Source organism: Lysobacter antibioticus HS124 (assembly GCF_000336385.2).
Lineage (GTDB): Bacteria > Pseudomonadota > Gammaproteobacteria > Xanthomonadales > Xanthomonadaceae > Lysobacter > Lysobacter firmicutimachus.
This window is the reverse complement of record NZ_HG424546.1, coordinates 41,633-67,196: the sequence shown is the minus strand read 5'-3', so window position 1 is coordinate 67,196 and position 25,564 is coordinate 41,633. Positions and strand designations below refer to the sequence as shown.

The following is a 25,564-nucleotide window of genomic DNA, read 5'->3' as shown; positions in this document are numbered from 1 at the left end:
GCAACGAAACCGGCCGTGGCGGCCGCGGCCGGGAGCCGGCTCAGGCCGGCCGCGGCCGCGCGCCGAACAGGGCCGTGCCGATCCGCACCAGGGTCGCGCCCTCGGCGATGGCGACCGCGAAGTCGTCGCTCATGCCCATCGACAGCGTGTCGATGTCGCGGTGAGCGTGGGTGAGCGAATCGAACAGCGCCTTGCTGCGGCGGAACGCCGGACGCCGCTGTTCCGGATCCGGATGCGGGGTCGGGATCACCATCAGCCCGCGCAAGCGCAGCGCCGGTTGCGCCGCGATCGCTTCCGCCAGCGCCGGCACGTCGTCCGGCCGACAGCCGTGTTTGCTGGCTTCGTCGTCGATATTGACCTGGATCAGCACGCTAAGGGGCGCCTGTTCGACACTGCGATGGCGCGCCAGCGCGGCCACCAGCTTGGGGCGGTCCACCGTATGCACCCAGTCGAAATGCGCGGCGGCGTCGGCGGCCTTGTTCGACTGCAGGTGCCCGATCAGGTGCCACTCCAGGCGCAGGTCGGGGGCGCTGGCGGCCAGGGCCGCTTGCTTGGCCAGGGCTTCCTGGACGTAGTTCTCGCCGAACGCGACCTGTCCCTGCCGGGCCAGATTCGCGACCGCCGTCTCACCCTGGGTCTTACTGACCGCAAGCAATCGAGGTACCGGCCGGCCGGCGTCATGCGCCGCTCGCGCCAACTGTTGCAAGATGTCGTGCAGTACGTGCTCGTGCACGTGGGGTTCCTGTTTCGAAAGGGCTGGATCGATGACGCCGTTGGAGGGCTATACTGCCTCTCAGGGGTGGTCCGGTTCCAGCTCGAAGTTGCAATCGGGCCCCTGGGGCTGGCTTTTCACCGATCCGCCAAACGGGTCGCTGCAGTGCGGGGAGCACTCATGGATATCGCCGAACTTCTGGCGTTTTCGGTCAAGAACAAAGCATCCGACTTGCATCTGTCGGCGGGCCTGCCGCCGATGATCCGGGTCGACGGCGACGTGCGCCGGATCAACATCCCGGCCCTGGACCACAAGCAGGTCCACGCGCTGGTCTACGACATCATGTCGGACAAGCAGCGTCGCGACTTCGAAGAATTCCTCGAGGTCGACTTCTCGTTCGAGATCCCGGGCCTGGCGCGCTTCCGCGTCAATGCCTTCAATCAGAACCGCGGCGCCGGCGCGGTGTTCCGTACCATTCCTTCGGAAGTGCTGAGCCTGGAAGACCTGGGCTGCCCGCCGATCTTCCGCCAGCTGATCGAACAACCGCAGGGCCTGATCCTGGTGACCGGGCCGACCGGCTCGGGCAAGTCGACCACGCTCGCGGCGATGATCGACCACATCAACAAGAACGAGTACGCGCACATCCTCTCGGTCGAGGACCCGATCGAATTCGTGCACACCTCGCAGAAGTGCCTGATCAATCAGCGCGAGGTCCACCGCGACACCCACGGCTTCAACGAGGCCTTGCGCTCGGCGCTGCGCGAAGACCCCGACTACATCCTGGTCGGCGAGTTGCGCGACCTGGAGACCATCCGCCTGGCGCTGACCGCCGCGGAAACCGGCCACCTGGTGTTCGGCACCCTGCACACGTCCTCGGCGGCCAAGACCATCGACCGCATCATCGACGTGTTCCCCTCGGGCGAAAAGCCGATGGTGCGTTCGATGCTGTCCGAATCGCTGCGCGCGGTGATCTCGCAGGCGCTGCTGAAGAAGGTCGGCGGCGGCCGTACCGCGGCCTGGGAAATCATGGTCGGCATCCCGGCCATCCGCAACCTGATCCGCGAGGACAAGGTCGCGCAGATGTACTCGGCGATCCAGACCGGCCAGGCCTACGGCATGATGACCCTCGACCAGCATCTGCAGGACTTGGTCAAGCGCGGCATGATCCTGCGCCCGCAGGCGCGCGAGTACGCCAAGGACAAGCGCTTGTTCGAATGACCGCGCAGGCCGGCGGCGCCGTTCGCGCCGCCGGCCGCCGCGATCGGCAGGACGCGACCCGCCAAGGCCGGCACCCACGAATTCTTCACGGCTTTACACCTCCCGAGGAGGTCGTCACATGAACAACCCCGCACCCAACGCTCCGGCCAGCCCTGCGACCGGCGCCATCGACTTCACCTCCTTCCTCAAGCTGATGGCGCACCAGCGCGCCTCGGACTTGTTCATCACCGCCGGCATGCCGCCGTCGATGAAGGTGCACGGCAAGATCAGCCCGATCACCCAGAACCCGCTGACGCCGCAGCAGAGCCGCGATCTCGTGCTGAACGTGATGAATCCGCAGCAGCGCGAAGAGTTCGAAAAAACCCACGAGTGCAACTTCGCCATCGGCGTGACCGGCGTCGGCCGCTTCCGCGTCAGCTGCTTCTATCAGCGCAACCAGGTCGGCATGGTGCTGCGCCGGATCGAAACCAAGATCCCGACCGTCGAAGAGCTGAACCTGCCGCCGATCATCAAGACGCTGGCGATGACCAAGCGCGGCATCATCATCTTCGTCGGCGCCACCGGTACCGGCAAGTCGACTTCGCTGGCGGCGATGATCGGCTACCGCAACCAGAATTCGACCGGACACATCATCACCATCGAAGACCCGATCGAATTCGTGCACCGCCACGAGGGCTGCATCATCACCCAGCGCGAAGTCGGCATCGACACCGACAGCTGGGACGCGGCGCTGAAGAACACCCTGCGCCAGGCGCCGGACGTGATCATGATCGGCGAGGTGCGTACCCGCGAGGGCATGGACCACGCCATCGCCTTCGCCGAAACCGGCCACCTCGTGCTGTGCACCCTGCACGCCAACAACGCCAACCAGGCGATGGACCGCATCATCAACTTCTTCCCCGAAGACCGTCGCGGCCAGTTGCTGATGGACCTGTCGCTGAACCTCAAGGGCGTGGTCGCGCAGCAGCTGATCCCGACTCCGGACGGCAAGGGCCGGCGCGTGGCGATGGAAATCCTGCTCGGCACCCCGCTGGCCCAGGACTACATCCGTGACGGCGAGATCCACAAGCTCAAGGAACTGATGAAGGACTCCGTGCAGTTGGGCATGAAGACCTTCGACCAGAGCCTGTTCGAGCTGTACCAGGCCGGCGAGATCAGCTACGAGGACGCGCTGCGCTACGCCGACTCGCAGAACGAAGTGCGCCTGCGGATCAAGCTGGCCCAGGGCGGCGATGCGCGGACCTTGTCGCAGGGTTTGGATGGCGTCGAAGTGGCCGAAGTGCGTTAAGGTATCGGCAGTATCGTCAGGAACGGGAAACCCGGCTTCGGCCGGGTTTTTCTTTGCGCGCCGACCGTTGTGTGCCGAGTTGGGCCGGATCTGTCGACGAAATGTGACTAGCGAAAAGTGCCTACGGTGTCTTAATTTTTGCGACGGCCGTCATCGATCATCGCCGCGGGACCCGTCCCCTCCGGTCGCCCGTTCGTCGACGCCGGCACCTCGCCATCGTACGCACAGGACCCAGGATGTCCGGCCGCTGCCGCGGCGCTTTCATCGGAAGAACAACGTCATGCCTGCCAGCTTCGCCCTTCGTTTGTCCGCCTTGGTTTCCTTGCTGCTGGCCGCTTGGCTGGTGCCGGGAGGGGCGCGCGCTGCCGATGAGTACTGCGCTACGCGCTATATGCCGGCGCAAGAGCGCATGTGTTTCAACACGCTCAGCGAGGCTGAAAGCTATATCCGCACCGAACCGGCGACGCCGCGCGGAAACGCGTTCCTCGAGAAGAACGCTGAATGGGCGATGGCTGAAGGCGTCTACAACCGGGATTACAGGGTCAAACCGCGTGCGCCGACATACGTGGGCGATTTTTACAGAGCGTCGACCGCCGGTGCTCGTGCGCGTGGGTGCAGTTCTGAAGACTCGATCGGTGGCGAGACAGCGCCGAACGGCGAGATCTGGTGCAAGGACGAGGAGGCGATGGAAGTCGACGTCTACAAATCGAGCCTCTATTCCACGCCGCCGCCGCCGGGCCAGTTCACGGGCTCGTACTACGAGGGTACTCCGGCCGGTTGGGGGCCGGAAGGCCGGTTCTTGTTTCAGACGCGAAACTATTCGCCGAACGACGCCAACGCGCGTTTTCTGATCATCAACCCGACACCGTCGGTGACTCATCAGTGGCATTTCGCTCGTCGCGACTGGTACGAGTGCCCGGTGCTGTTCTACGCGGGATGGCCGAATCCGGGCGTCAACTGGCCTAACGTCTGTTTCAACGACGTATATGCGCAGATCGTTGTGCGGTCCAAGCAATTCGATTCCTGTTGCAAGGATGGCAACCCCGTGGTCGCGGCCACCGGCAACAAGGAGTATCGCGAGGAAGATTTCGATTGGGAGGGCCAGGCGTTCACCAGGACCTATAACTCGGTCGGGGACTTCGAGTTGGGTTCTGGGCTGACCGATCATTGGGCGCATTCGTATTCGGCGCGAGTGATCCTGCGCCAGGGGCTGCCCAACACCTTGCTGCGCTCCGATGGCTACTACGAGCTGATGGGCAAGGTAAGCGACACTTCCTATCGCTCGGTCAATCGCCCCGGCGTAATCATGATCCGCGAGCCCGATGCGGTAGCTACGGACAAGGGGCGCTGGCGTCTGTCGACCTTCTCTTCGCTGGAGTGGTTCGACGATTCCGGTCGGCTCAGCGCCTACGAAGTCGGCGGGCGGTTATACCGCCTGGACTACTGCACCCAGGCCGATGTGCAGGCGGGCAGCTGCCTCGCTGCAGGCAAGCTGCTGCGCGTGCGCAGTCCGTCCGGCCGCGAGCTGAACTTCCAGTATGCGGCAGTCCTTGCCGCCAAGCCGGGCGACGATGGTTTGCGCCTCTCTCGCATCGGCAGTGCAGGCGCCTGGTTGGTGGAGTATGCCTACGACACCTCTGGCCGCTTGACCCACGCCAGCAAGGGCGGCGCCGTGGCCGGTGAGGGCATGGAATATCTATACGGGGAAAGTGACCGGGTCTGCCGCAATGCCGCGGGACAGGCGATCGCTGGCTGCGACCCGGCCCTATGGGGCAACAAGCTCACCGGCGTCATTGACGAAGCCGGGCAACGTTATGCCACTTACAGCTACGACGAGCTGGGTCGGACCACCATCAGCGACCATGCGCTTGGGGCCGGCAAGGTCACCCATACCTACAACAGCTCGGGCTCGGTGACGGTCACACTGCCGACCGGTTCGAGCAAGACATACGACTTCTCCTCGGAAGCGTTCCGTCAGCCGACTCGCATCGCGTTGTCGGCTACGGATGGTTCGAATGCCGGCACTTCTACGGCGCAATACCTGAACAATCGTATCTCGTCGCGCCAGAACGAGCGCAGCTACCGCACCGATTACGAGCACGATGCATTCCAGGAAACCGTGCGCATCGAGGGCCGCACCTCCGGAAAGGGCGTCACCCCGGTCACCCGCACGATCCAGACCGACTGGAACCCCGGCTACACCCAGCCGACCGAGCGCCGAACCCTCAACAACGCCAACGTCCTGGTCGCCAAGACCAAGTGGACCTATAACGACCGCGGCCAGCGCCTGAGCACGACCCAGGTCGACCCGGCCACCAACGCCGAGCGCACCACCACGACCAGCTACTGCGAAGCGGCGGATGTGGCCGCCGGGACCTGCCCGATCGTCGGTCTGCTCAAGTCGGTCGACGGCCCGCGCAGCGACGTGGCCGACATCGCCAGCTACACCTACTACGCCAGCGACGATCCGGCCTGCGCCACCGCGCCGGCGAGCTGCGCCTACCGCAAGGGCGACCTGTGGAAGGTCGCCGACGCGCTCGGCCACGTCACCGAGTACCTGCGCTACGACGCCAGCGGCCGCCTGCTGTCGAGCAAGGACGCCAACGGCGTGGTCACCGATCTGGAGTACTACCCGCGCGGCTGGCTCAAGGCCAGCAAGGTGCGCGGTACCAACGCGGCGTCCGAAGCCGACGACGTGATCACCCGCTACGAGTACGACCTGATCGGCCAAGTCAAGAAGGTGATCCAGCCCGACGGCGCCTTCGTCCGCTACGACTACGACGCGGCGCACCGGCTGAGCGATATCTACGACAACGCCGGCAACCGCATCCACTACACCGTCGATGCCGCCGGCAACCGCACCCAGGAAGACACCCGCGACGCCAACGGCGCGCTCAAGCGCACCCTGTCGCGGATCTACAACCAGCTCGGCCAGCTCAAGACCGCCAAGACCGCGGACGGCCACCCGACCGCGTTCACTTACGACGCGGCCGGCAACGCCGACCTGACCATCGACGCGCTGAACCGCAAGACCGACAACGACTACGACCCGCTCAACCGCCTGGCCAAGACCTTGCAGGACGTCGGCGGCATCAACGCCAAGATCGAGTATCAGTACGACGCCCTCGATCGCCTGACCCAGGTCAACGACCCGAAGGGTTTGAACACGACCTACGGCTACAACGGCTTCGGCGACCAGGTCCAGCTGTCGAGCCCGGACACCGGCGTCACCACCCGCACCTTCAATGCCGCCGGCCAGGTGGCGACCAAGCAGGACGCCAACGACGCCAACCCGCATACCTACACTTACGATGCGCTGGGCCGGCCGAAGACGGTGTCCTATGGCTCGGGCAGCAACGACGTCGAATACGACTACGACACGGTCAACGCCGCCTGCGCCGCCGGCGAAACCTTCGCCGTCGGCCGGGTCACCGCGATGCGCACCGAAGGCACCGAGCTGAAGTACTGCTACGACCGCTTCGGCCGGGTGGTGCGCAAGGTGCAGTCGGTCGACGCCCAGTCCTTCACCCTGCGCTACGCCTACACCCCGGCCGGCGAACTGAGCGCGCTGACCTACCCGGACGGCGCAGTCGCCGACTACGTGCGCGACGCCCAGGGCCGCATCGTCGAGATCGGCGTGACCCCGGCCGGCGGCGTGCGCAGCGTGCTGCTGAACAACGTCGGCTACCTGCCGTTCGGCCCGGCCACCGGCTGGACCTACGGCAACGGCCGCAGCCTGAGCCGGACCTACGATCTCGACTACCGCGCCAAGACGATCTTCGATCCGGCCGCCGGCGGCCTGTCGCTGGGCTACGGCTACAACGAAGTCGGCGAACTGACCGAACTCAAGGACGGCCTGCAGAGCGCGTTCCTGGCCAAGTACGACTACGACGCCCTGGGCCGGCTGAAGATCACCCGCGACGGCCCCACCGGCACGCCGCTGGAGACCTACGGTTATGACGCCACCGGCAATCGAACCAGCCTGCTGCGTGCGGGCACGACCACGACGTACACCTATCCGGCCACCAGTCATCGTCTGACCGACGTGGGCGGCATCGCCCGCGGTTACGACGCGGTCGGCAATACCACCAGCATCGGCGGTGCGGCGAAGGAGTTCGTTTACAACGCCAACGACCGGATGAGTCAGGTCAAGTTGGGGGGCGTGGTCGCGCGCAGCTATCGCTACAACGCTAAGGGTGAGCGTGTCGCTGCGATTAACGGTGCTAGTGGCCCGGTTGCGGTCTATACGCTATATGACGAAGCAGGGCATTGGATCGGCGACTATGGCGCCAGCGGTGAAACGAAACAGCAACCGGTGTGGCTGGACGAGGCACCTGTTGGTGTCCTGGCGGGCGCTGGCGCTGCGCAGAAGCTGCACTACGTCCAACCCGACCACCTGGGTACGCCGCGCGCGGTGGTCGATGTGGCCCGTAATGTTGGGGTCTGGAGCTGGAACGCTAAGGGCGAAGCTTTCGGTAACGATGCTCCAAACCAGGATCCGGACCAGGATGGTGCTGCGTTTATGTTCGATATGCGGTTTGCTGGGCAGCAAAATGATGTAGTAACGGGGTTGATGTACAACTACTTTCGAGACTACGAGGCGGGTAACGGAAGATACATCGAGAGCGACCCAATAGGGCTGCATGGGGGCATGAGCACTTATTTGTATGTGGCGGCTAACCCCTTATCGAATCTGGATCCTAAGGGCCTTCAAGTGATTGTTGTGCCGGGGCGAGGAGGACTGCTGTCGCCGCCCGTACGCGGGCCACTATCACCAATAGGTCCCGGTTACGCGCAAAGCGGGAACGGCACTGGCGATGATGATTACTATGGGCCTAACGTAATCAAGTTCCCTGGGGTGAGGTCTTCAGGCGGTGAATGCCCCGATAACGATTGCATGAAGAGACGAGCGATTTTGATGGCGCTTCATTTTAAAATCGATGCGCAGATTGGCTTTGAGAAAATTCGAGGTCTTGTTAGCAGTGAGCTGATTTTTGAACAAAGAGCGTGGAACGCATCGGCACGTGAATGGAACGAAACCTGCGTTCCACTTGGGTACGCAATGATTGAAGATGTATGGTTCTATGAGTTAGGCCCAAGGCGATTGTGATGGCCATATTCTCGGAAGACGAGCTTGCGCAGGCGCTCACCAAAAGTGAGGGCGGAAGTGCCAGTTCTTCATTGGATGTCGCCGAGTACTTCTTGGCGTCTGGCGACCGTGAGCAAGGTATCAAGTACTGCCTTCTGGCGGCTGAGCAGGGGTCAAGTGCGGCCGCGGGTGGCTTGGCGGCGCTTTACGCAGAGGATGGGGTCAATGATGAGGCGGTTAGATGGCTTCGAATCGCATGCGCTGCCGGAAATAAAGTAGCGTGCGCTCACTTGTCGATCGCTTATCTCGGTGGGCGCTTGGGGCTGGAGCGGGATATGGAGAAGTCTAATTCTTATGCGAGATTGGCTGATCCTGCGATAGGTGACTAGGGTCGCTGCTGCCGCATGATCACATCAAAAATCGGATGAGCAAAACAGGTGAGGCGTCCTCGTTTTTTCGAGTCACTTGAAAGTAAAGGGGTGTTGCAGCATGGGAAGTCCTAGCGAGAGAAGCGGGTTGCGGCCGTTTCCGAAATTGACTCCATTCGTGCGATGAGGTTCCCCCCGTATGGCCTGTAACGACCGTGATTGCGAGCGTGGGCTGGCTGAGGCGACTCTGCTGGAACTGGCGATAGAGGTCATCGAGCTCGGTCGCGCTGGCGTGATCGAAAAGCTCCGCTCCGTCGAGCCCATTCCTCACGCTTTGCTGATGAAGGCGGTTTCGATGCGGATCGGAGTCGACGTTGATTCGCGAGAGGGCGCGATCGAAGCGATTCTGCGCATGGAATTGTTGGATGAGTCCACTAGATCGACCCTGGCCTTGGCTACGAGAAGCAAGGCGATTGAGCTGAAATATTTTTCAGGTTAAGCACTGCCGCCCTCGATGAAACTGGGTCAGAGCCGCTTTTATGAGTAGAGGGCTGCTCTGGTGCTCGAGCCCTCCGACTTGCGTGAGGCCGACGACGCGTCGCTAGCTCTGTGCGTACTGATTGGGAGAATGAGTGGTCGTCGTCAAGTCCGGGGACATCTACGAAGACGTGTTCTTCCACCCCTGCTTATGCCTGGGAGTCGACGAAGCGGGCTTTGCCTGGGGAGTCTCCTTGATCGACGGCAGCCACCCGCGAACAACGGATCTGCACATGAGCGGAATTCGCCGCCTGACGATCGAGCAAGCTTGGGAATGGAAGACGAAAGGTCCCGAGCGTATTGCGGCGGAATGGAATGCGGAGCATCCCGCAGCGCAGTAAGGCATGACCTCGATTGGACGCGGCAATCGCGTCCGATGCTTTTCTGGCATGCCCCGGTAGCTCGCGCTCAAACGGACGATCGTTCAGCGTCGATCAGAACCTAACCCGCGCATCAAACCGAACTCCCCCCGTCGCATCCCCCGTTCGCGCATCCACCCGGCCGAACCCGCCCAAGCTCCACGACACGCCGCCCTGGTCGAAACGCAGGCCGGTACCGCCGCTGAGGCTTTGCAAGCCGTCGTGATCGAAGTTGAGGCCGCCCTGGGCGTAGGCGTCCAGGGCCTCGTCGATTTCGTGGGTCAGCGTCGCGTTGACGTTGGCGTTGCGCAGGCCGTTGGGGTCGAAGTGGATCGCGGCGTTGAGGTCGAAGGCGTTGACCGTGCCGAGGTCGAGGTGGGCGGCGGCGTTGAGGCCCAGGCTGGGCGTGGCGCCGTTGCCGAAGGGGCCGGCGGTGAAGCCGAAGCGGGCCGAGTCGAAGGCGTCGGCGACGCCGATGTGGCCTTGCACGGTCACCGTGCCCGGAGCCGGGGCGTAGGTCGCGGACAGGGCGCCGGTGAGGTTGCCGTCGTAGCTCAGGCCGAGTTCCAGGCCGATGGCGTTGATGTCGGCGTTGGCGATGTCGGCCGGGTCGAAGCCGGTGATGGCGAAGCTGGGCGAGAACACGTTGAATTCTTCGACCGCGGGCGCGACCGGCAGGCTTTGCGCGACTTCGGCGTAGTTGGCCGGGGTCGAGACCACGCCGCCCAGCGCGTTCAAGGACGAGAAGTCCAGGGCCGACGTGTCGACCGCCATCGCGTTGAGTTGCGACAGCGCGCTGACCGCGATGCTGAGGTCGACCGGTGCGGCTTCGACCAGCGAGGGCGTGGGGACCCCGCCGAGCGCGGAGATGGCCTCGGCCAGCTGCGATTCGGCGACTTCGTTGGCGGCCTGGGTGTGTTGCGCCGAGCTCGCTGAGCTGGCCGAGTCCCGCGATGAAGCGCCCGATACGCCGGAACTTGCGTCTGCCATGAGCGGTTCCTCCCTGGATGAGTCCGGCTTCGCGCCGGCCTTGCCTCGTATGCCTTGCCTCGTATGAAAACGTTTTCAGTCGATCTTCAGGCTACGCCCTGAAGGGGGCGGCGGGTATCTGGGGCCGACCCTAGGCGCAGCGGGCGAACCCGGCCATGCCGAGCGAGCCGTCGCGGCCGGAGCGGGGCGTCGGTCTGGTTTCGCCACGGCGGTCGCGGCCGCATCCGCACCGGGCCGCAGTCCGCAGCGCGTTCCCATTTCCGTCGCCCTGTTGCCTAATGCACCTGCCGCGCGGGATGCCGGCGATGAGGCGATAGCGAACCACCGGCGCCGTGCCGGCCGGGATGGACGATGGCGAATGTATTGATCCTGGGGCCGCGCGCTCCGGCGGCTCTGGAACTGGCGCGCAGCTTCGCCCATGCGGCGTGGACGGTGCACGTCGCCGACAGCGTGTCGTGCCGGCTCGGGGCCTGGTCGAACGCGGTGTTCCGGGCGCACCGGCTGCCGTCGCCGCGTGGCGACGCGGCCGGTTTCGTCGCCGCGCTGTCGCGCATCGCCGCGGCGCAGCGCATCGACCTGATCGTGCCGACCTGCGAGGAGGTCTTCACCGTCTCGCGCTACCGCCAGGCGCTGCCGCGTTCGGTGCGGGTGCTGGCCGACGATTTCGATACCCTGCGCGCCCTGCACAGCAAGCGGCGGTTTCTCGAGTTGGCACGGGACTGCGGCGCGCGCGTGCCGGACAGCGCCGCGGTGACAAGCATGCAGCAGGCGCGCGACTGGGCCGGCGGTGCGCCGTTGGTGCTGAAGCCGGAGTACTCGCGCTTCGGCGTGCATGTGCGCCTGTACCCGGACGGGCTGCCGACCGATGCCCCACCGCTGGGGCTGGGCCAGACCTGGGTCGCGCAGCGTTTCCACGCTGGCACCGAACTGTGCTCCTACGGCATTGCGGACCGTGGCCGGCTGCTGGCGCACGCGGTGTATCGGCCGGCGTACCGGCTGGCGCGCAGTTCCAGCTTCTATTTCGATCCGCAGCCGACCCCGGCGATCCGCGCGTTCGTCGAGCGCTTTGTCGCCAAGCTGGGCTTCAGCGGGCAGATTTCCTTCGACTGGATCGTCGGCGAAGACGGCGTGCCGACCGTGCTGGAATGCAATCCGCGCGCGGTCAGCGGCGTGCATGTGTTCGTGCCCGGTGCGCCGCTGCCGGCGGCGCTGATGGGTGCGGACATGGCCTGCGTGGATGCGGGCGCGGGCCGGGCGCGGATGATCGCGCCGATCATGCTCGGGCCCGGGCTGGCGCAGGCGTTGCGCGACGGCCGCGGTGCGCGGTGGCGGCGCGACTGGGCGCGCGCCGAGGACGTGCTGTCGGTGCGCGGCGACCCCGCGCCGCCCCTGGGCGCGCTGGTCGACGTGGCGGCCTATGCCGGCGTCGCCCTGCGTCGCGGCTGCAGCCTGCGCGAGGCGGCGACGCGTGATATCGAATGGGACGGCGAGGACCTGCCCGAGCTATGAGCGCGGCGACGACGGGCGCGGTGGATGAGTTCAATCGCGCGTCGGCGGCGTTCGCGCAGTTGCACGTCGGCAGCGACTCGCAACGTTATATCGCCAATCTCGCCACTCGGGTCGAGATGTTGAATGTGGGCGAGCTGAGCCTGCCGGCGACGATCAACGAAGACGAGCCGGGCAATGCCTGGGTCTGCTCGCCGCGCACCGCCTATGCCGACTACGCTGCCGAAGAGGCGGTGCGCTACGCGCCGTCCTGGGCCGCGCCGGCGTTGCGCGCACTGGGTCGGTTCGGCGCACGGCGTCTGCAGCGGGCGCGGATCGACCGAGCCGTCGCCATCAACAACTGGCTGCTGTCGACCAATCTGTATCCGCCGCTGGCGGCGACGCCGCTGCGACAGTTGCTCGACGCCGCGCGCCAGCGTTGGCCGCGGCATGCGCTGTGGCTGCGCTCGCTCAACGAGCGCGAGCACGGCGACTGGCTGGCGCAGTTGCAAGCGCTGGGCTTCGAACTGATCGGCAGCCGTCAAGTGTATCTGTACCGCGACGTGGCTAGCCTGGCGCGGCGGCGCCACAACCTGGCGATGGACTTGCGCCTGGCGGCCAAGCATCCGGGACGCGCCGGCAACGGCGAGATCGGCGAGGCCGATTACGAACGCATCGCCCACTTGTACCGGCGCCTGTACCTGGACAAGTATTCGGCCTGCAACCCGCACTATCGCGCCGAGTTCATGCGCCAATGGCACCGCCAGGGACTGCTGCATTTCGACGGCTTCCGCGACCGAGACGGGCAACTGCTGTGCGTGGCCGGGCAGTTCCGTCTCGGCGGCTGTCTGACCACGCCGATCGTGGGCTACGACACCGGCCGGCCGCGGCGCGAGGGGCTGTATCGGCTGGCCACCGCCTGCACCTTCGAGCACGCGCTGCGCAGCGGCGAGACGATCAATTTCAGCGCCGGCGCGGCGCATTTCAAGCGTTTGCGCGGCGGCGAGCCGGCGATCGAGTACAGCGCGGTGTATGCGCGGCACCTGCCGCGCGCGACCCGGCGCGCGATCGCCTTCCTGGCCGCGGCGACGCAGCACATCGGCGTGCCGATCATGCGTCGGTTCGCGCTGTGAGCGGCGAGGGCGCGCGATGATCGACTGGCACCCCAGCCATGCCTCGCGCTGGTTCGCCGCGCTGTGCGCCGAGCGGCTGCGGCGCACGCCGGTCGCGGTGCGCTTGCTCGACCGGCCGGTGGTGCTGGCGCGCACCGGCGATGGCCAGGCCTTCGCCCTGGAAGACCGCTGCCCGCACCGGCACGCGCCGTTGTCGGCCGGGTGCGCGACCGGCGACGGGCTGGCCTGCCCGTATCACGGCTGGCGCTTCGACCGCGACGGCCGCTTGTGCGAGATCCCCGGCTTGTCGCCCGAGGCCGCGTTGCCGTCGGTGCGCGTGCGCCGCATCGCCGTGCGCGAGCACGACGACCTGATCTGGTTGCGCCTGGACGGCCGCGACGAGGGCGAATTGGCGCCGCTGGTGCGGGAGTTCGGCCCGGATTCGCGGCGCTTCCTGTGGCAGACCCGCTGGCCGGCGCACGTGGTCGATGCGATCGAGAACTTCCTCGACCCGTTGCACACGCACTGGATCCATCCCGGCCTGGTCCGTCGCGGCGGTGCGCGCAGCGAGGTGCTGGCGCGATTCATGCCGAACGCGGACGGGTTCGAGGTGGGCTATCACGGCCAGCCGCAGCAGTCGGGATTGCTGTACCGGCTGTTCGAGTCGCCGCGCGACAGCGAACGGGCACGCTTCGACGCGCCCGGCAGCGCGCAGATCGAGTATCGCTACCGCAACGGCGGCACGGTGCGGATCAGCCTGCATTTCAGCCCGGAAAGCGCGGCGTCCACGGCGGTGTTCGCCAGCCTGCACGTGGAGAACCGCTGGGCGCCGGCCTGGCTGGTGCGGCGGCTGGTGTGGCCGTTTCTGAAACGGGTCAACGACCAGGACGCGCGCATGCTCGGTTTGCAGTCGGCCAACCTGCGCCGCTTTCCCGGCGTGCGCGGCGCTTCGACCGAACTCGATCTGGTGCGGCCCTGGGTCGAAGCGTTCTGGCACAGCGGCGCGGTACCGCCGGCGGTACCGCGCGAGGTGCGCATGCGGTTGTGACCGCGCCGCGCGCTCAGCGGCGCGGCGCGCCCTGCAAACGCTGCAGCGCGGCCGGATCGACCGGCTCGCTGCGCTGGGGTGAGGTGTCTTCGTTCAGCGAGAACGGCTTGCCGTCGCCGAAGCGCAGCTCCGGCCAGCGCGGCGGCACCGCCTTGACCCTGCCGGCCCGCATCGCCGCCTCCAGCGCCTCGGTCCCGCGCTCGCGGGTGCCGATGAAGCTGCGCGCGGCCACGGCCCAGCGCCCGCCGTCGAGGGCGTAGAGGGTGCAGGTCGAGCCGTATTCCTCGATTTCGCACAGCAGGTACTCGCGCATGCCGTCGCGGTCCAGGTCCGGCGCCATCAGCACGCAGCGCGCGTCCTCGCGCAGGCAGTCGGGCGCGGACAGCTTGCGCTCCAGCACCGCTTGCAGCCAGGCCGGTTCGACCGGGTCGACGCCGGGCGCGCGCGCGATCCTTTGCAAGGCGTTGGCGGCGGTGCGCGGGGCCTGCTCGCGCAGATCCGCGGGGCTGTACCAGGGGCTCTCCATCGCGATCGCCTGGGCGAGCGCGTCGCGCGCGGCCGGGGCGGCGAACTTGGGTTCGCTGCGCAGCGCGAGCAAGGCCTGATAGCCGCGGCGGCCGCTGTGGAAGCGCAGATGCTTGAGATCGAAATCGACGACCGTGGCGCGGCCGTCGCGCAGGCGCGCGAGCTGGTCGCCGACGCTGAGCCGGTGCGGGTCCAGCAGCAGCGAATTGGCCGCGACCGCCAACGCCAGCGCGATCAGCGACACCGCCACGTTGACCCGGGCGATGCCGTGCAGCCAGCCGCGGCGCGGGCGCAGCGCGGCCCAGGCGTAGCCGCAGGCGTAGGCGGCCAGCAGCACCGAGGCCAGCAGGGCCCAGAAGCGGTCGGCGGTCCAGCCGTACTGGACGATGCGCAGGCCGAGCGCGTACAAGCCCAGCCCGGCGTACACCGGCAGGCTCAGCAAAGCGGCGTCCACCACCCGGCGCAGCGCGCGCGGATACGGCGGCTCGCCGCTGCCGTCCTGGAACACGGCGTTGACGAACAGCACCAGCAACGCGATCACGCACATCAGGATCACGGTCGCCGCGCGCGTGCGCCACAGCGCTTCCAGGCCGGTGAACGGCAGGCTCAGCACGAACAGCACCGCGACCAGGGCCAGCAACGGCAGCAGGCCCTTGAAGATCGCGAACAGCACCTGGCGCGCGATCTGCACCGGCTTTTGCTGGGTGCGGCCGACGAGCAGGCCGAGGCCGGCCATCAGGCCGCTGACCGGCCAGGCGAAGCCCGGCTGCGAGAACAACTCGGCGAACACGTCGATGCCGATCAGCTTGAACAGCATCGCGCACAGCCCGAGTACGCCCCAGCAGATGGCGACGAAAACGCCGGTCAGAGCCAGGGTCAGCGCGTTCTGCCAGCCGTGCTCGAACAGTGCCGGATACGGGGCGCACCAGCGCCCGTGTTCGATCCGGCATTGCAGATAGGGCAGGGCGACGAACCAGGCGATGGCGAGGCTGACCGCGAACGGCGCCAGCACGGTGTCGGTTTCCAGCTGCGGCGCGCCGGTGGCGCTCCAGGCGGCCCAGGCGCCGAGTACGGCGACGATCAGGCTCAGGCCGACGGCGTGTTGCCAGAAGCGCGGGTCGCGCAGTCGCTGCACGCTCAGCAGCATCGCGCCGGGTACCGCCAGCAGCAACGCATACAAGGCGATCGGCAAGCCGCTGCCGCCGAGTGCCGCGGCGTATTTGCCGGTGGCGTACAGGGCCAGGCCTTGCAGCGCGGCGACGGCGACGATGAACCAGCGGGTGGAGCGGGGCAGTGCGGGCGACGGGAGCATCCTGGATCCTGGCGGTGGCGCGGACGACGCACTGGTGCGCCGGCCCGGAAGGCGCGGTCGCGATGTCGTCCATGACGTGCCCGGCCATGGTAGATCAGTTCGGGTTCCGAACTTCTCCGCGCAGCAGGGGCGAACGGCCTGGGGCGGGGGATGATGGGCGGAACACCAGCAAATCGCCATGCCCCCTTTTCACCGTGGGACAGAACCTCGAGCTGCTTTGCCGACGGGCGGCGAGCTGCGGGGGCGAGGCCTGTCGGCAGCGATCGGAGCGGAGGCGGGTGGCTGGCGAAGCGGAGATCGCCCGTCGGCGCCTATTCCCCGTCGCCCGCATCGACCCATTCGACCGCGATCTCCTCGCGCCAGCGCTGCGTGTGCAGCGGACGCTCGGCGATGGCGTCGCCGGGCGCGGTCTGCACCCACAGCATGCAACAGTCGGCGTGGGACTTCAGATAGCTGCTGCGAAAGGCGATGACTGTCGCCGCGTAGCAGGCGCGGGGCGTGCGCACGCGCGCGATCGCGGCGAAGTCGAAGCTGTAATGGCCGGCGCCGTGCCAGGGCCAGACGTCCTCGTCGGCCGGCGTGCCCGGCGGCGCCGGGCAACGCGCTTCGGGGTCGGGCAGACGCTGGCTGCCGTCGCGATGCAGTCGTACCTCGGCCAAGGCGCCATCGGCGGCGGCGGCGAAATCCGCATCGGCGTCGAGCGCCGTCTGCACGGCATCGTCGCGGCGCGCGTCCGCGGTCGCTGGCAGGACCCGATGACGATAGCGGTAACGCACCACCAGCGCCGGCCGCGTCGCGGCCGCGACCGGCGCCGGCGTCATCGGCCGCTGCAAGGTCAGCGTATCGCGCCCGTACACGCTGTCGCGGTAAGCGACGTAACTGCGACCGTCGATGCGCAGCCAATACACCGCCTGGTCGCCGCCGCGGCCGTTGATCGAGAACGTCGCGCCGCCGTCGGTGTACCCCGTTGCCGGGTCGTTGCGCAGGGTCGAAAGGTACGAATACAAGCCGGTGCCGCCGACGTACTGATCCAGGATCAGGTCGCGTCGGCCGTCTTCGTCCAAGTCCAGGAAGGTCAGGGCGGCGCCGCCGCTCTCCGATTCGACCGCGATCGCGCCGGCGCTCCAGGCCTCGACGAAGGCCCGCCATTCCGCATCGGACAGGCCCGGCGGGCGCTTGCGCTGGAGTGTACGGGCGTCGTCGTCCTGTTCGACCCGCAGCGCGATCCCGCTGCGGTCGAGGTAAGGCTCCAGCGTTCGGTCGACCGGCATCGGCTCGTCGGCGGGCAGGGCGGCGATCCGGTCGGCCAGGCGTTCGAGCAGGGTGTGCGCGTCGGTCGGCGGGGCGGCAGGCGCGGGGCCGGCGAGGGCGCCTGCGGCGATCCATGCGGCCGCCCTGGCCGCACCGCGCCCGACCGGGCCGGCGCTCACCTGGCCGTCCCCCGGCGCGGGGTCTTGGCCGAGGCCACCCGGGGGCCGCCGGCCAGCGCCTGCGCGCGACGCCAGTACGGGCCGACGGCCTCGATCCGGCGGTAGGCCGGGCAGCTTTCGCGGTGCGCGCCCGGCAGATAACTCAGGCTCATCAGGAACTCACCGGTGATCTCGCCGCCAGTGAAACGAAACGTGCGTTTGAACAGCTTGACCCAGCCGGCCTTGTCGCGAGGCTTGCCGTCGAGCAACTGGTGCGCGTCCAGCCACGCGGCGAAGCCGCCGTGGCTGTCGCGCAGGCCCTGCACGACCCCGGCGTTGTGGATCGCTGCGTCGACCTTGAGCCGGTTGCGGATGATGCCGGCGTCTTCGAGCAGGCGCAGACGGTCGGCCTCGCCGTAGCCGGCGACGCGATCGACGTCGAAACCGTGGTAGGCGCGGCGGAAGCCTTCGCGCTTGCGCAGGATGGTCTCCCAGCTCAGCCCGGCCTGGTTGATTTCCAGGATCAGGCGCTCGAACAGGTCGGTTTCCTCGCGCTGCGGGAAGCCGTATTCGTGATCGTGGTAATGGCCGTGGACCGGGTGACCCGGAGCGATGTCGCAATAGCCCGACATGGGGACCTCGAGAGAGCGCGGCCCTGGATTGTCGTGCGCCGCGCACATCGAATCCAGGGCCGTACGGCGGGGTCGGGGGGCGACGGCCGGGCAGGGCGGTCCGCGGCCCGCGGGGACGCCCCGGATCGACGAAACGTGCGCGGACCGGCGCCGAATTCACGCCGGGCAGGCTAGAATGCGACCCATGTCCGCCATGCCCACACCCCTCGCGAACCAGGTCCTGATCGCGCTGCCCGCGTTGGCCGACACCAACTTCTCGCGCAGCGTGGCGCTGATCTGCCAGCACGACAACGACGGCGCCATGGGCATCGTCGTCAACCGCCCCTCCGAGTACACCCTCGGCGAGGTGTTCGGGCAGATGGGCGTGGACGGCGGCGACGAGCGACTGCGCGCGCAGATCGTCCTGGCCGGCGGCCCGGTGCATCCCGAGCGCGGCTTCGTCCTCCACGACGGCGGCACGCGCTGGGATTCGACCCTGGTCATCGGCAACGACCTGTTCCTGACCACTTCGCGCGACATCCTCGAAGCGATGGCCAAGGGCGAAGGCCCGTCCAACGCGATCGTCGCGCTGGGTTGCGCCGGCTGGGGTTCGGGCCAGCTCGAGCACGAAATCACCGAAAACGACTGGCTGACCGCGCCGGCCGACGCCGAACTGCTGTTCCAACTGCCGCTGGACGCGCGCTGGCACGCCGCGGCAGGCCGCATCGGCGTCGATTTCGCCCACCTGGCCGACTACGCCGGGCACGCATGAGTCCGGCGGCGATTCGACGAGACGGCACCGTCCTGGGTTTCGATGTAGGCGCGCGACGCATCGGCGTCGCGGTGGCCAGCGCGTTCGGCCACGGCGCGCGTGCGCTGGCGGTGATCGACGTCCACGGCGCCGGCCCGGACTGGAGCGCGATCGACCGCCTGCACAAGGAATGGCGTCCCGACGGTCTGATCGTCGGCGACCCGATGACCCTGGAGGGCGGCGACCAGCCGGCCCGCGCCCGCGCTCACGCCTTCGCCCGTCAGCTCCGCGCCCGCTACCGCCTGCCGGTGGTGCTGGTCGACGAACGCTCCAGTTCGATCGAAGCGGCGCATCGCTTCGCCGCCGACCGCGCCGAGGGACGCAAGCGCCGCCGCGACGCCGAAGCGCTGGACGCGGTGGCCGCCGCGGTCATCGTCGAGCGCTGGCTGGCCGCTCCCGACGACGCCACCGACATCGAACACGTTTCCAACGCATGAACACGACCGCCCACGCTACCCTCGGCTCGCGCCACTTGCTGAGCCTGGCCGACGCCACGCGCGAATCGCTGGAGGCGCTGCTGATCCGCGCCCAGGCCTTCGCCGAAGGCCATTACGACAGCCGCGCCCTGGCCGGCATCGCGGTCTGCACCCTGTTTTTCGAGCCCTCGACCCGGACCCGGCTGAGCTTCCAGTTGGCCGCGCAGCAGCTCGGCGCGCACGTGCTCAACTTCGACGCCTCGACCTCCTCGACCAGCAAGGGCGAGACCGCGCTCGACACGCTCAAGAACATCGAAGCGATGGGCGTGCGCGGCTTCGTGATCCGTCATCGCGAAGACGGCGCGGTCGCCGCGCTGGCGCAGCAGGCGCGGCCCGGCAGCTGCCTGGTCAACGCCGGCGACGGCCGCAGCGCGCACCCGACCCAGGGCCTGCTCGACATGCTGACCCTGCGCCAGGCCAAGGGCCGCGATTTTTCGCAACTGCGCGTGGCCATGGTCGGCGACGTCAAGCACTCGCGCGTGGCCCGCTCCGACCTGCAGGCGCTGCGAGCGCTCGGTGCCGGCGAGATCCGGGTCTGCGGCCCGGCTTCGCTGCTGCCCGACGACGGCACTCTGGACGGCTGCATCGTCACCCACGACCTCGATGCGGCGCTGGAAGGCGTGGACGCGGCGATGATGTTGCGCCTGCAGCGCGAACGCATGGAAGAAGGGCTGGTGTCCTCGCTCGACGACTACCATCGCGACTACGGCCTGACCGCGACCCGCCTCAAGCGCGCCGCTGCCGATGCGGTGGTGATGCATCCCGGGCCGATGAACCGCGGCGTGGAAATCACCGACGAAGTCGCCGACGGCCCGCAGTCGCTGATCCTGACCCAGGTCGCCAACGGCGTCGCCGTGCGCATGGCCGTGCTCGAAGCCCTGCTCAAGGGCTGAGCCGCGGCACCGTTTTTCCGTCGTTTTAGCTCGAAGGAGAGCGCAATGATCGTGAAAGACAGCAACGGCACGGCACTCGCCGACGGCGATTCGGTACTGGTGATCAAGGACCTCAAGGTCAAGGGCACTTCGGTGACGCTCAAGCGCGGCACCTTGTGCAAGAACATCCGCCTGACCGACGACGAAGAGCTGATCGAGTGCAACGTCGACAAGGTCAAGGGCCTGGTGCTGCGCACCGAGTTCGTCAAGAAGGCCTGAGTGGCCGGGATTGGGGATTCGGGATTCGGGATTGGTTGAGCGCTGGCGCGGTGGCGTGAGCTTGCGCTGGATAGGGTTCGCAATTCCGAATCCGCTTTTGCGAATCCCCAATCCCCAATCCCCAATTCCCAATCCCGAATCCCGAATCCCGAATTACCAATCCCGCCGCCGCATCCACAACCAATCCCACAGCTCGGCCATCGCATAGGCGCGATCCCAGGCGTTGTGGCCGACGTCGGCGAACTCGGTGTAACGGGCGTTCGAGCCGGCGCGGCGCAGCGCCGCGATCATTTCGCGCGAGCGTTCCGGCAGCACGATGTCGTCGCGGGCGCCGTGGAAGATCCACAGCGGCGTCGACGCCAGCCGCCGCGCCGCATCGTCCAGCGTGGTAACGCCGCCGAGCGCGGCGATGCGGCGAGGGTTCCAGCCGTGCGGCGGGTCGAAGCCGCCGCAGATCGGCGCGATCGCCGCGAACCGATCCGGTTGCATCAGCGCCAACTCGTAGCTGAGAAATCCGCCCATCGACAGGCCGGTCAGCAGGATGCGCTGCGGATCGGGAGCGAACTCGGCCTGAGCGTGCTCGAGGATCGCCAGGGCGGTGAAAGCGTAGTGGCCGGGGTCGTCGCGGTCGGCATGCATTTGCGGAAACACCGCGATCGCCGGGAACTCGTCCATGCGGGCGCGGATCACCGGGCCCAGGCCCACCTCGAGCTGGCGCCGGTTGTCGTCGCCGCGTTCGCCGGAGCCGTGCAGGAACAGGATCAGCGGCGGCCGCTCGCCGCCGGCACGGCGCGAGGGCACGAACACCCGATAACGATGCAGCGCGCCGTCGGCGAGCAGCAGTTCGCGTTCCAGGAAACAACCGTGTTCGCGAAGATCGGGCATGGCGGCACTCGTGGACGGAGGCAGCCGACACGGCGCTATCGGCGCGCTCCGGAACTTGCCTGGAAGCATGATCGGCACGTTTCGCGGCCGCGTTCAAGGACGTGGGTCGCGGCTTGGAGGGGGCGGGCTGGCGCAGCGCCGGCTCATGCCGCGTGCGTGGCGGTTCGACGCGGCGCGGTCGCGACTTGCGTCGTTCCTACTCCCATGGCTTCGGGAGCGTTGACGGTGGCATGGAAGGGTGTCGCTTCGGCGGTCGCAGCTCACGCCGCTCCTACAAGAAGCGGTGCCGCCCTGTAGGAGCGGCGCGAGCCGCGACGGCGAAGCGGTGTGCGCGGGCGTCGCCCTCGAATCGCACGAAGGCAGGACGGCGCGAGCGCTTCGGCAGGACGAGATCGGCGCGGCACGGGTCGCCCAACGGCGATGCCGCAGCAATCGGTCGCGGCGAACGCGGTCGCCTCAGCGCAGCAGAATCAGCGTCGCCAGGCCGAGGAAGCTGAGGAAGCCCATGACGTCGGTCAGGGTGGTCAGGATCACGCCGCCGGCCAGGGCCGGGTCGAAGCCCAGGCGCTTGAGGGTCAGCGGCACCAGCACGCCGCCGGCGGCGGCGGTCAGCAAGTTGATGGTCAGCGCGGTGCCGATCACCAGCGACAGGCCGGGCTGGCGGAACCACAGCAGCACGATCAGGCCCAGGCCGACGCCGAGGCAGAGGCCGTTGATCAGGGCCACCGACAACTCCTTGCGCAGCAGGGTCCAGACGTTGGACGCGCCGATCTGTCCCAGGGCCAGGCCGCGGATCATCAGCGCCAGCACCTGGGTGCCGGCGTTGCCGCCCATGCCGGCGACGATCGGCATCAGCGCGGCCAGCGCCACCAACTGGGCGATGGAGTCCTCGAACTGGCCGACCACGCTGGCGGCGAGGAAGGCGGTGCACAGATTCACCGACAACCAGATCAGGCGGCGCCGGAACGCGCGCCGCACCGGGCTGAACAGATCCTCGTCCTCGTCCAGACCTGCCGCGCTCAGGGCCTGGTGTTCGGCTTCTTCGCGGATGATGTCGACCACGTCGTCGATGGTGATGCGGCCGAGCAGGATGTTGTTGTCGTCGACCACCGGCGCGCTGATCCAGTCGTGGTCGGAGAACTGACGCGCGACTTCGCCGGCGGTCTCGCCGACGTCGATCGCGGGCTGCTCGTCGTCGACCAGCTTGTTGATCGGCGTGCCGGGCTCGTGGGTCAGCAGCGCGGCCAGGGCGATCCGGCCCAGGTACTGGTGGCGGCGGCTGACCACGTACAGGTGATCGGTGTGCTCGGGCAATTCGCCGCGCAGGCGCAGGTAGCGCAGCACCACCTCGATGGTGGTGTCGGCGCGCACCGTCACCACGTCGGGGTTCATCAGGCGGCCGGCGGTGTCCTCCGGGTAGGACAGCACCTGCTCCAGGCGCTCGCGGTTCTCGCGGTCCATCGACTTGAGGACTTCGTCGATGACCGTGTCGGGCAGGTCTTCGACCAGGTCGGCGAGGTCGTCGATGTCGAGGTCTTCGACCGCGGCGACGATCTCGTCGGTGTCCATGTCCGCGAGCAGGCTTTCGCGCACTTCGTCGCCGACGTGGACCAGCACCTCGCCGTCGTCCTCGGGGTCGACCAGGCCCCACACCACCACGCGCTTGCCGGGGGGCAGCGATTCGAGCAGGTTGCCGATCTCGGCCGGCGACAAGGTATTGACCAGGCGGCGCACCGGTCCGAGGCGGCCGCTGTCGAGCGCATCGGACAGCAGGCGCAGCTGACGCGCGGTCTTGTCGTGGCGGACGGCTTCGGCCATGCGGTACTTCCTCGCAGGTGACGGACGCGGCCACGAAGCCGGCGAAAGTCAGACGTTCATGCGTGGATTATCGCCCCTCGTGCCGATAAAGCCCAGCCCGGATCGGGCCGCGGTCCAGTCTCCGCCGTCCGCCGTCCGCCGTCGAGCGCGCGGCCGCGGCAAGGCGCGTCGGGCCGGAGCGGCCGCGGCGCTCAGGCGTTCAGGCGTTCAGCCAGGCCTCGATGCCGGCGCGGTCGCGTGCGCGCATCAGCGCCGGTGCGCGCTTGCGCAGGCTGTCCAGATGCAGGCCGCGGATCGCGCGGCGCACTTCCAGCAAGGTCGCCGGGTGCAGGCTGAATTCCTCCAGCCCCAATGCCAGCAGCAGCGGCGCGAAGGCGGCATCGCCGGCCATTTCGCCGCATACCGCGACCGGCTTGCCGCGCGCGCGGGCCAACCGGATCACGTCGCGGATCACCCGCAGCACCGCCGGGTGCAGCGGCGTGTACAAGTTGCCGAGCGCTTCGTTGTTGCGGTCGACGGCGAGCAGGTACTGGACCAGGTCGTTGGTGCCGATCGACAGGAAGTCGACGGCATGGATGAAGCCGGGCAGGGCGATCGCCGCGGCCGGCACTTCGATCATCGCGCCGAGCGGAATCTTGTCGGCGACCTCGTGGCCTTGCTTGCGCAGGTCGGCGGCGACCTGCTGCATCAACCGGCGCACGGTGCGGATTTCCTCGGCGCAGCTGATCATCGGCACCAGCACCCGCACCGGGCCGTAGCCGGAGGCGCGCAGGATCGCGCGCAACTGGGTCTCGAGCAGGCCGTCGCGCGCCATCGACAGGCGCACGCCGCGCACGCCCAGGGCCGGGTTGGGTTCGTCGCGCAAGGCCAGGCCGGTCTTGTCGGCCTTGTCCGCGCCCAGGTCGAGGGTGCGGATGGTGACGCTGCGGCCGGTCATGCCCAGGACCACGTCGCGGTAGGCGCGGAACTGCTCGTCCTCGTCGGGCAGCTCGTTGCGCTGCAGGAACAGGAACTCGGTGCGGTACAGGCCGACCCCGGCCGCGCCCAGCGCGTGCGCCTCGGCCACGTCGTCGCGCGATTCGGCGTTGGCGTAGAGCTTGATGTCGACCCCGTCGGTGGTGCGGGTGGGTTCGCGCCGCAGGCGGTGCAACTGCTTGCGCTCGCGCGCCAGCTCGCGCACCCGCGCGCGGTGCGCGCGCAGATCGGCGGCATCGGGCTCCAGGATCACCGCGCCGGTGTTGCCGTCGACCACCAGCGCATCGCCGTCGTTGATCTTCAGCAGGGCCTGGGCGGCGCCGACCACCAGCGGCAGATGCAGGCTGCGGGCCAGGATCGCGCTGTGCGAGAGCGCGCTGCCGGCCGCGGTCACGATCGCCATCACCCCCTGCGCCTGCAGTTGCGCCAGTTCGGCCGGGGCGACGTTGTCGGTGACCAGGATCTCGCCGGCCACGCCCTGGGTGTCGTGGTCGCGCCGGTGCAGGGCGGCGTGGATGCGCCCGATCACCTGGTCGATGTCGTCCACGCGGCTGCGGAAATAGGCGTCGTCCATCGCCTCGAACACCGAGGCGATGCGGTCGCGCTGCAGGCGCAGAGCGTAGTCGGCGGCGTAATGGCCGGTGCGGATCAGTTCGTCCAGGCCCTGCAGCAGCTCGGGGTCGTCGAGCAGCAGGGTGTGCAGATCGAGGAATTCGCCGACCTCGTGGGCCAGGGCGCCGTGCAGGCGCTCGCGCAGGGCGTGCATTTCCTGGCGCACGCTGTCGATCGCGGCGTGCAGCCGGCCCAGCTCGGCCTCGACCTGGTGTTGAGCGATGCGTTCTTCGGCGACTTCCAGCGCGTGCGGCAGGCGGACCCGGGCGCGGCCGAGCGCGCTGCCGCGGGAGGCGCCGTGACCCTGGAATTCCTGCCGCATCCGCGCCTCCTCAGCTGTCTTCGTCGAAACGGCGGTCGAACAGGGCGATCACGGCGTCGGCCGCGTGGGCTTCGTCCTCGCCCTCGACCCGCAATTTGACCGGAGTGCCTTGCCCGGCGGCCAAGAGCATCACGCCCATGATGCTCTTGGCGTTGACCTCGCGGCCCTTGGCGGTGAGCGTGGCGTTGCTGCGGAAGGCCGACAGCACCTGCACCAGCTTGGCGGTGGCGCGGGCGTGCAGGCCGAGGCGATTGGAAACGGTGAGTTCGCGTTCGATCATGTCGGGGTCCTCAGGCAATGGTCAACGCGATGTTCGAAACGGGGGATGTCGTAAGCGGAAATGCGGGGTGCGTCATGCGGTCAGGCATCGTCCTGGATGACGCCGTTGCGGGCGCCGGCGGCGGCGATCACCGGCAGTTGGTCGAGTTCGAGTTCGGCGTAGTTCATCACC

The 25,564-nt window shown here is 67.9% G+C and carries 20 protein-coding genes and 2 pseudogenes; 12 read left to right on the top strand and 10 right to left on the bottom strand.

The window, feature by feature from the left end:
- Nucleotides 1–40: 40 nt before the first annotated feature.
- Nucleotides 41–733: a YggS family pyridoxal phosphate-dependent enzyme gene (locus tag TX83_RS17830; protein WP_261370176.1), complete on the bottom strand. Its 693-nt coding sequence runs from the start codon at nt 731–733 to the stop codon at nt 41–43.
- Nucleotides 734–892: 159 nt separating this feature from the next.
- Between TX83_RS17830 and TX83_RS17825 the strand changes: the two genes are divergently transcribed.
- The 5 genes from TX83_RS17825 (at nt 893) to TX83_RS17805 (ending at nt 9,553) form a co-directional block, all read left to right on the top strand.
- On the top strand, nt 893–1,930 hold the full coding sequence (locus TX83_RS17825) for a type IV pilus twitching motility protein PilT (protein ID WP_064749331.1): 1,038 nt from the start codon (nt 893–895) through the stop codon (nt 1,928–1,930).
- A gap of 118 nt (nt 1,931–2,048) precedes the next feature.
- Entirely contained in the window at nt 2,049–3,218 is a 1,170-nt protein-coding gene (locus TX83_RS17820; protein WP_064749330.1) for a PilT/PilU family type 4a pilus ATPase, read from the top strand.
- Nucleotides 3,219–3,498: 280 nt separating this feature from the next.
- Nucleotides 3,499–8,328: an RHS repeat-associated core domain-containing protein gene (locus TX83_RS17815; protein WP_186442640.1), complete on the top strand. Its 4,830-nt coding sequence runs from the start codon at nt 3,499–3,501 to the stop codon at nt 8,326–8,328.
- A gap of 546 nt (nt 8,329–8,874) precedes the next feature.
- Nucleotides 8,875–9,174 (top strand): hypothetical protein, encoded by a 300-nt coding sequence (locus TX83_RS17810; RefSeq protein ID WP_064749326.1) that lies wholly within the window; start codon nt 8,875–8,877, stop codon nt 9,172–9,174.
- Nucleotides 9,175–9,307: 133 nt separating this feature from the next.
- Nucleotides 9,308–9,553 carry a hypothetical protein gene (locus TX83_RS17805; RefSeq protein ID WP_064749325.1) on the top strand — a complete coding sequence of 82 codons (246 nt, stop codon included), beginning with the start codon at nt 9,308–9,310 and terminating at the stop codon, nt 9,551–9,553.
- Between the two features lie 93 nt (nt 9,554–9,646).
- On the opposite strand, the gene TX83_RS17800 is transcribed toward TX83_RS17805, so the two are convergent.
- The gene (locus TX83_RS17800) at nt 9,647–10,561 is read right to left on the bottom strand and encodes a hypothetical protein (protein WP_064749324.1); all 915 of its coding nucleotides are present in this window, start codon (nt 10,559–10,561) and stop codon (nt 9,647–9,649) included.
- A gap of 351 nt (nt 10,562–10,912) precedes the next feature.
- Between TX83_RS17800 and TX83_RS17795 the strand changes: the two genes are divergently transcribed.
- Genes TX83_RS17795 through TX83_RS17785 form a run of 3 tightly spaced genes read left to right on the top strand, consistent with a single transcriptional unit; the run spans nt 10,913 to nt 14,206 of the window.
- Complete coding sequence (locus TX83_RS17795; RefSeq protein WP_064749323.1) at nt 10,913–12,070, top strand: hypothetical protein; 1,158 nt, start codon at nt 10,913–10,915, stop codon at nt 12,068–12,070.
- The gene (locus tag TX83_RS17790) at nt 12,067–13,179 is read left to right on the top strand and encodes a hypothetical protein (protein ID WP_064749322.1); all 1,113 of its coding nucleotides are present in this window, start codon (nt 12,067–12,069) and stop codon (nt 13,177–13,179) included. The genes TX83_RS17795 and TX83_RS17790 overlap by 4 nt, the downstream gene beginning before the upstream one ends.
- Nucleotides 13,180–13,195: 16 nt before the next feature.
- Nucleotides 13,196–14,206 (top strand): Rieske 2Fe-2S domain-containing protein, encoded by a 1,011-nt coding sequence (locus TX83_RS17785; protein ID WP_075575234.1) that lies wholly within the window; start codon nt 13,196–13,198, stop codon nt 14,204–14,206.
- A gap of 13 nt (nt 14,207–14,219) precedes the next feature.
- On the opposite strand, the gene TX83_RS17780 is transcribed toward TX83_RS17785, so the two are convergent.
- The 3 genes from TX83_RS17780 to TX83_RS17770 form a co-directional block, all read right to left on the bottom strand.
- Nucleotides 14,220–16,043: a DUF4153 domain-containing protein gene (locus tag TX83_RS17780; RefSeq protein WP_075575233.1), complete on the bottom strand. Its 1,824-nt coding sequence runs from the start codon at nt 16,041–16,043 to the stop codon at nt 14,220–14,222.
- A gap of 311 nt (nt 16,044–16,354) precedes the next feature.
- The gene (locus tag TX83_RS17775) at nt 16,355–17,473 is read right to left on the bottom strand and encodes a hypothetical protein (RefSeq protein ID WP_064749321.1); all 1,119 of its coding nucleotides are present in this window, start codon (nt 17,471–17,473) and stop codon (nt 16,355–16,357) included.
- On the bottom strand, nt 17,470–18,084 hold the full coding sequence (locus TX83_RS17770; RefSeq protein ID WP_064749320.1) for a DNA-3-methyladenine glycosylase I: 615 nt from the start codon (nt 18,082–18,084) through the stop codon (nt 17,470–17,472). Before TX83_RS17770 ends, TX83_RS17775 begins: the two co-directional genes overlap by 4 nt.
- A gap of 184 nt (nt 18,085–18,268) precedes the next feature.
- Here TX83_RS17770 and TX83_RS17765 point away from each other — a divergent pair, with 184 nt between their 5' ends.
- The 4 genes and pseudogenes from TX83_RS17765 to TX83_RS17750 form a co-directional block, all read left to right on the top strand.
- On the top strand, nt 18,269–18,835 hold the full coding sequence (locus TX83_RS17765; RefSeq protein ID WP_064749319.1) for a YqgE/AlgH family protein: 567 nt from the start codon (nt 18,269–18,271) through the stop codon (nt 18,833–18,835).
- On the top strand, nt 18,832–19,311 hold the full coding sequence (ruvX, locus tag TX83_RS17760; RefSeq protein ID WP_064749318.1) for a Holliday junction resolvase RuvX: 480 nt from the start codon (nt 18,832–18,834) through the stop codon (nt 19,309–19,311). Before TX83_RS17765 ends, ruvX begins: the two co-directional genes overlap by 4 nt.
- Complete coding sequence (locus TX83_RS17755; protein ID WP_064749317.1) at nt 19,308–20,243, top strand: aspartate carbamoyltransferase catalytic subunit; 936 nt, start codon at nt 19,308–19,310, stop codon at nt 20,241–20,243. The genes ruvX and TX83_RS17755 overlap by 4 nt, the downstream gene beginning before the upstream one ends.
- Before the next feature lie 48 nt (nt 20,244–20,291).
- Nucleotides 20,292–20,501: pseudogene (locus TX83_RS17750) on the top strand (alkylphosphonate utilization protein); the annotation flags it as partial.
- Between the two features lie 153 nt (nt 20,502–20,654).
- Here the strand turns inward: TX83_RS17750 and TX83_RS17745 are convergent.
- The 5 genes and pseudogenes from TX83_RS17745 to TX83_RS23975 all read right to left on the bottom strand — a co-directional run.
- Nucleotides 20,655–21,386, bottom strand: coding sequence for a prolyl oligopeptidase family serine peptidase (locus tag TX83_RS17745; protein ID WP_064749315.1), 732 nt, complete (start codon nt 21,384–21,386; stop codon nt 20,655–20,657).
- 456 nt (nt 21,387–21,842) lie between these two features.
- The gene (gene mgtE, locus TX83_RS17740; RefSeq protein WP_064749314.1) at nt 21,843–23,204 is read right to left on the bottom strand and encodes a magnesium transporter; all 1,362 of its coding nucleotides are present in this window, start codon (nt 23,202–23,204) and stop codon (nt 21,843–21,845) included.
- A 199-nt stretch (nt 23,205–23,403) separates the two neighbouring features.
- Nucleotides 23,404–25,113 carry a phosphoenolpyruvate--protein phosphotransferase gene (ptsP, locus tag TX83_RS17735; protein ID WP_064749313.1) on the bottom strand — a complete coding sequence of 570 codons (1,710 nt, stop codon included), beginning with the start codon at nt 25,111–25,113 and terminating at the stop codon, nt 23,404–23,406.
- Between the two features lie 10 nt (nt 25,114–25,123).
- Nucleotides 25,124–25,393, bottom strand: coding sequence for an HPr family phosphocarrier protein (locus tag TX83_RS17730; RefSeq protein WP_064749312.1), 270 nt, complete (start codon nt 25,391–25,393; stop codon nt 25,124–25,126).
- An 80-nt stretch (nt 25,394–25,473) separates the two neighbouring features.
- Nucleotides 25,474–25,564 (bottom strand): annotated as a pseudogene (locus tag TX83_RS23975) (PTS fructose IIA subunit family protein); the annotation flags it as partial.

Coding starts and splice junctions, on each gene's coding strand:
- TX83_RS17825 (WP_064749331.1), top strand. CDS start 893: ATGGATATCGCCGAACTTCTGGCGTTTTCGGTCAAGAACAAAGCATCC.
- TX83_RS17820 (WP_064749330.1), top strand. CDS start 2,049: ATGAACAACCCCGCACCCAACGCTCCGGCCAGCCCTGCGACCGGCGCC.
- TX83_RS17815 (WP_186442640.1), top strand. CDS start 3,499: ATGCCTGCCAGCTTCGCCCTTCGTTTGTCCGCCTTGGTTTCCTTGCTG.
- TX83_RS17810 (WP_064749326.1), top strand. CDS start 8,875: ATGGCCTGTAACGACCGTGATTGCGAGCGTGGGCTGGCTGAGGCGACT.
- TX83_RS17800 (WP_064749324.1), bottom strand. CDS start 10,561: ATGGCAGACGCAAGTTCCGGCGTATCGGGCGCTTCATCGCGGGACTCG.
- TX83_RS17795 (WP_064749323.1), top strand. CDS start 10,913: ATGGCGAATGTATTGATCCTGGGGCCGCGCGCTCCGGCGGCTCTGGAA.
- TX83_RS17790 (WP_064749322.1), top strand. CDS start 12,067: ATGAGCGCGGCGACGACGGGCGCGGTGGATGAGTTCAATCGCGCGTCG.
- TX83_RS17785 (WP_075575234.1), top strand. CDS start 13,196: ATGATCGACTGGCACCCCAGCCATGCCTCGCGCTGGTTCGCCGCGCTG.
- TX83_RS17780 (WP_075575233.1), bottom strand. CDS start 16,043: ATGCTCCCGTCGCCCGCACTGCCCCGCTCCACCCGCTGGTTCATCGTC.
- TX83_RS17770 (WP_064749320.1), bottom strand. CDS start 18,084: ATGTCGGGCTATTGCGACATCGCTCCGGGTCACCCGGTCCACGGCCAT.
- TX83_RS17765 (WP_064749319.1), top strand. CDS start 18,269: ATGTCCGCCATGCCCACACCCCTCGCGAACCAGGTCCTGATCGCGCTG.
- ruvX (WP_064749318.1), top strand. CDS start 18,832: ATGAGTCCGGCGGCGATTCGACGAGACGGCACCGTCCTGGGTTTCGAT.
- TX83_RS17755 (WP_064749317.1), top strand. CDS start 19,308: ATGAACACGACCGCCCACGCTACCCTCGGCTCGCGCCACTTGCTGAGC.
- TX83_RS17745 (WP_064749315.1), bottom strand. CDS start 21,386: ATGCCCGATCTTCGCGAACACGGTTGTTTCCTGGAACGCGAACTGCTG.
- mgtE (WP_064749314.1), bottom strand. CDS start 23,204: ATGGCCGAAGCCGTCCGCCACGACAAGACCGCGCGTCAGCTGCGCCTG.
- ptsP (WP_064749313.1), bottom strand. CDS start 25,113: ATGCGGCAGGAATTCCAGGGTCACGGCGCCTCCCGCGGCAGCGCGCTC.
- TX83_RS17730 (WP_064749312.1), bottom strand. CDS start 25,393: ATGATCGAACGCGAACTCACCGTTTCCAATCGCCTCGGCCTGCACGCC.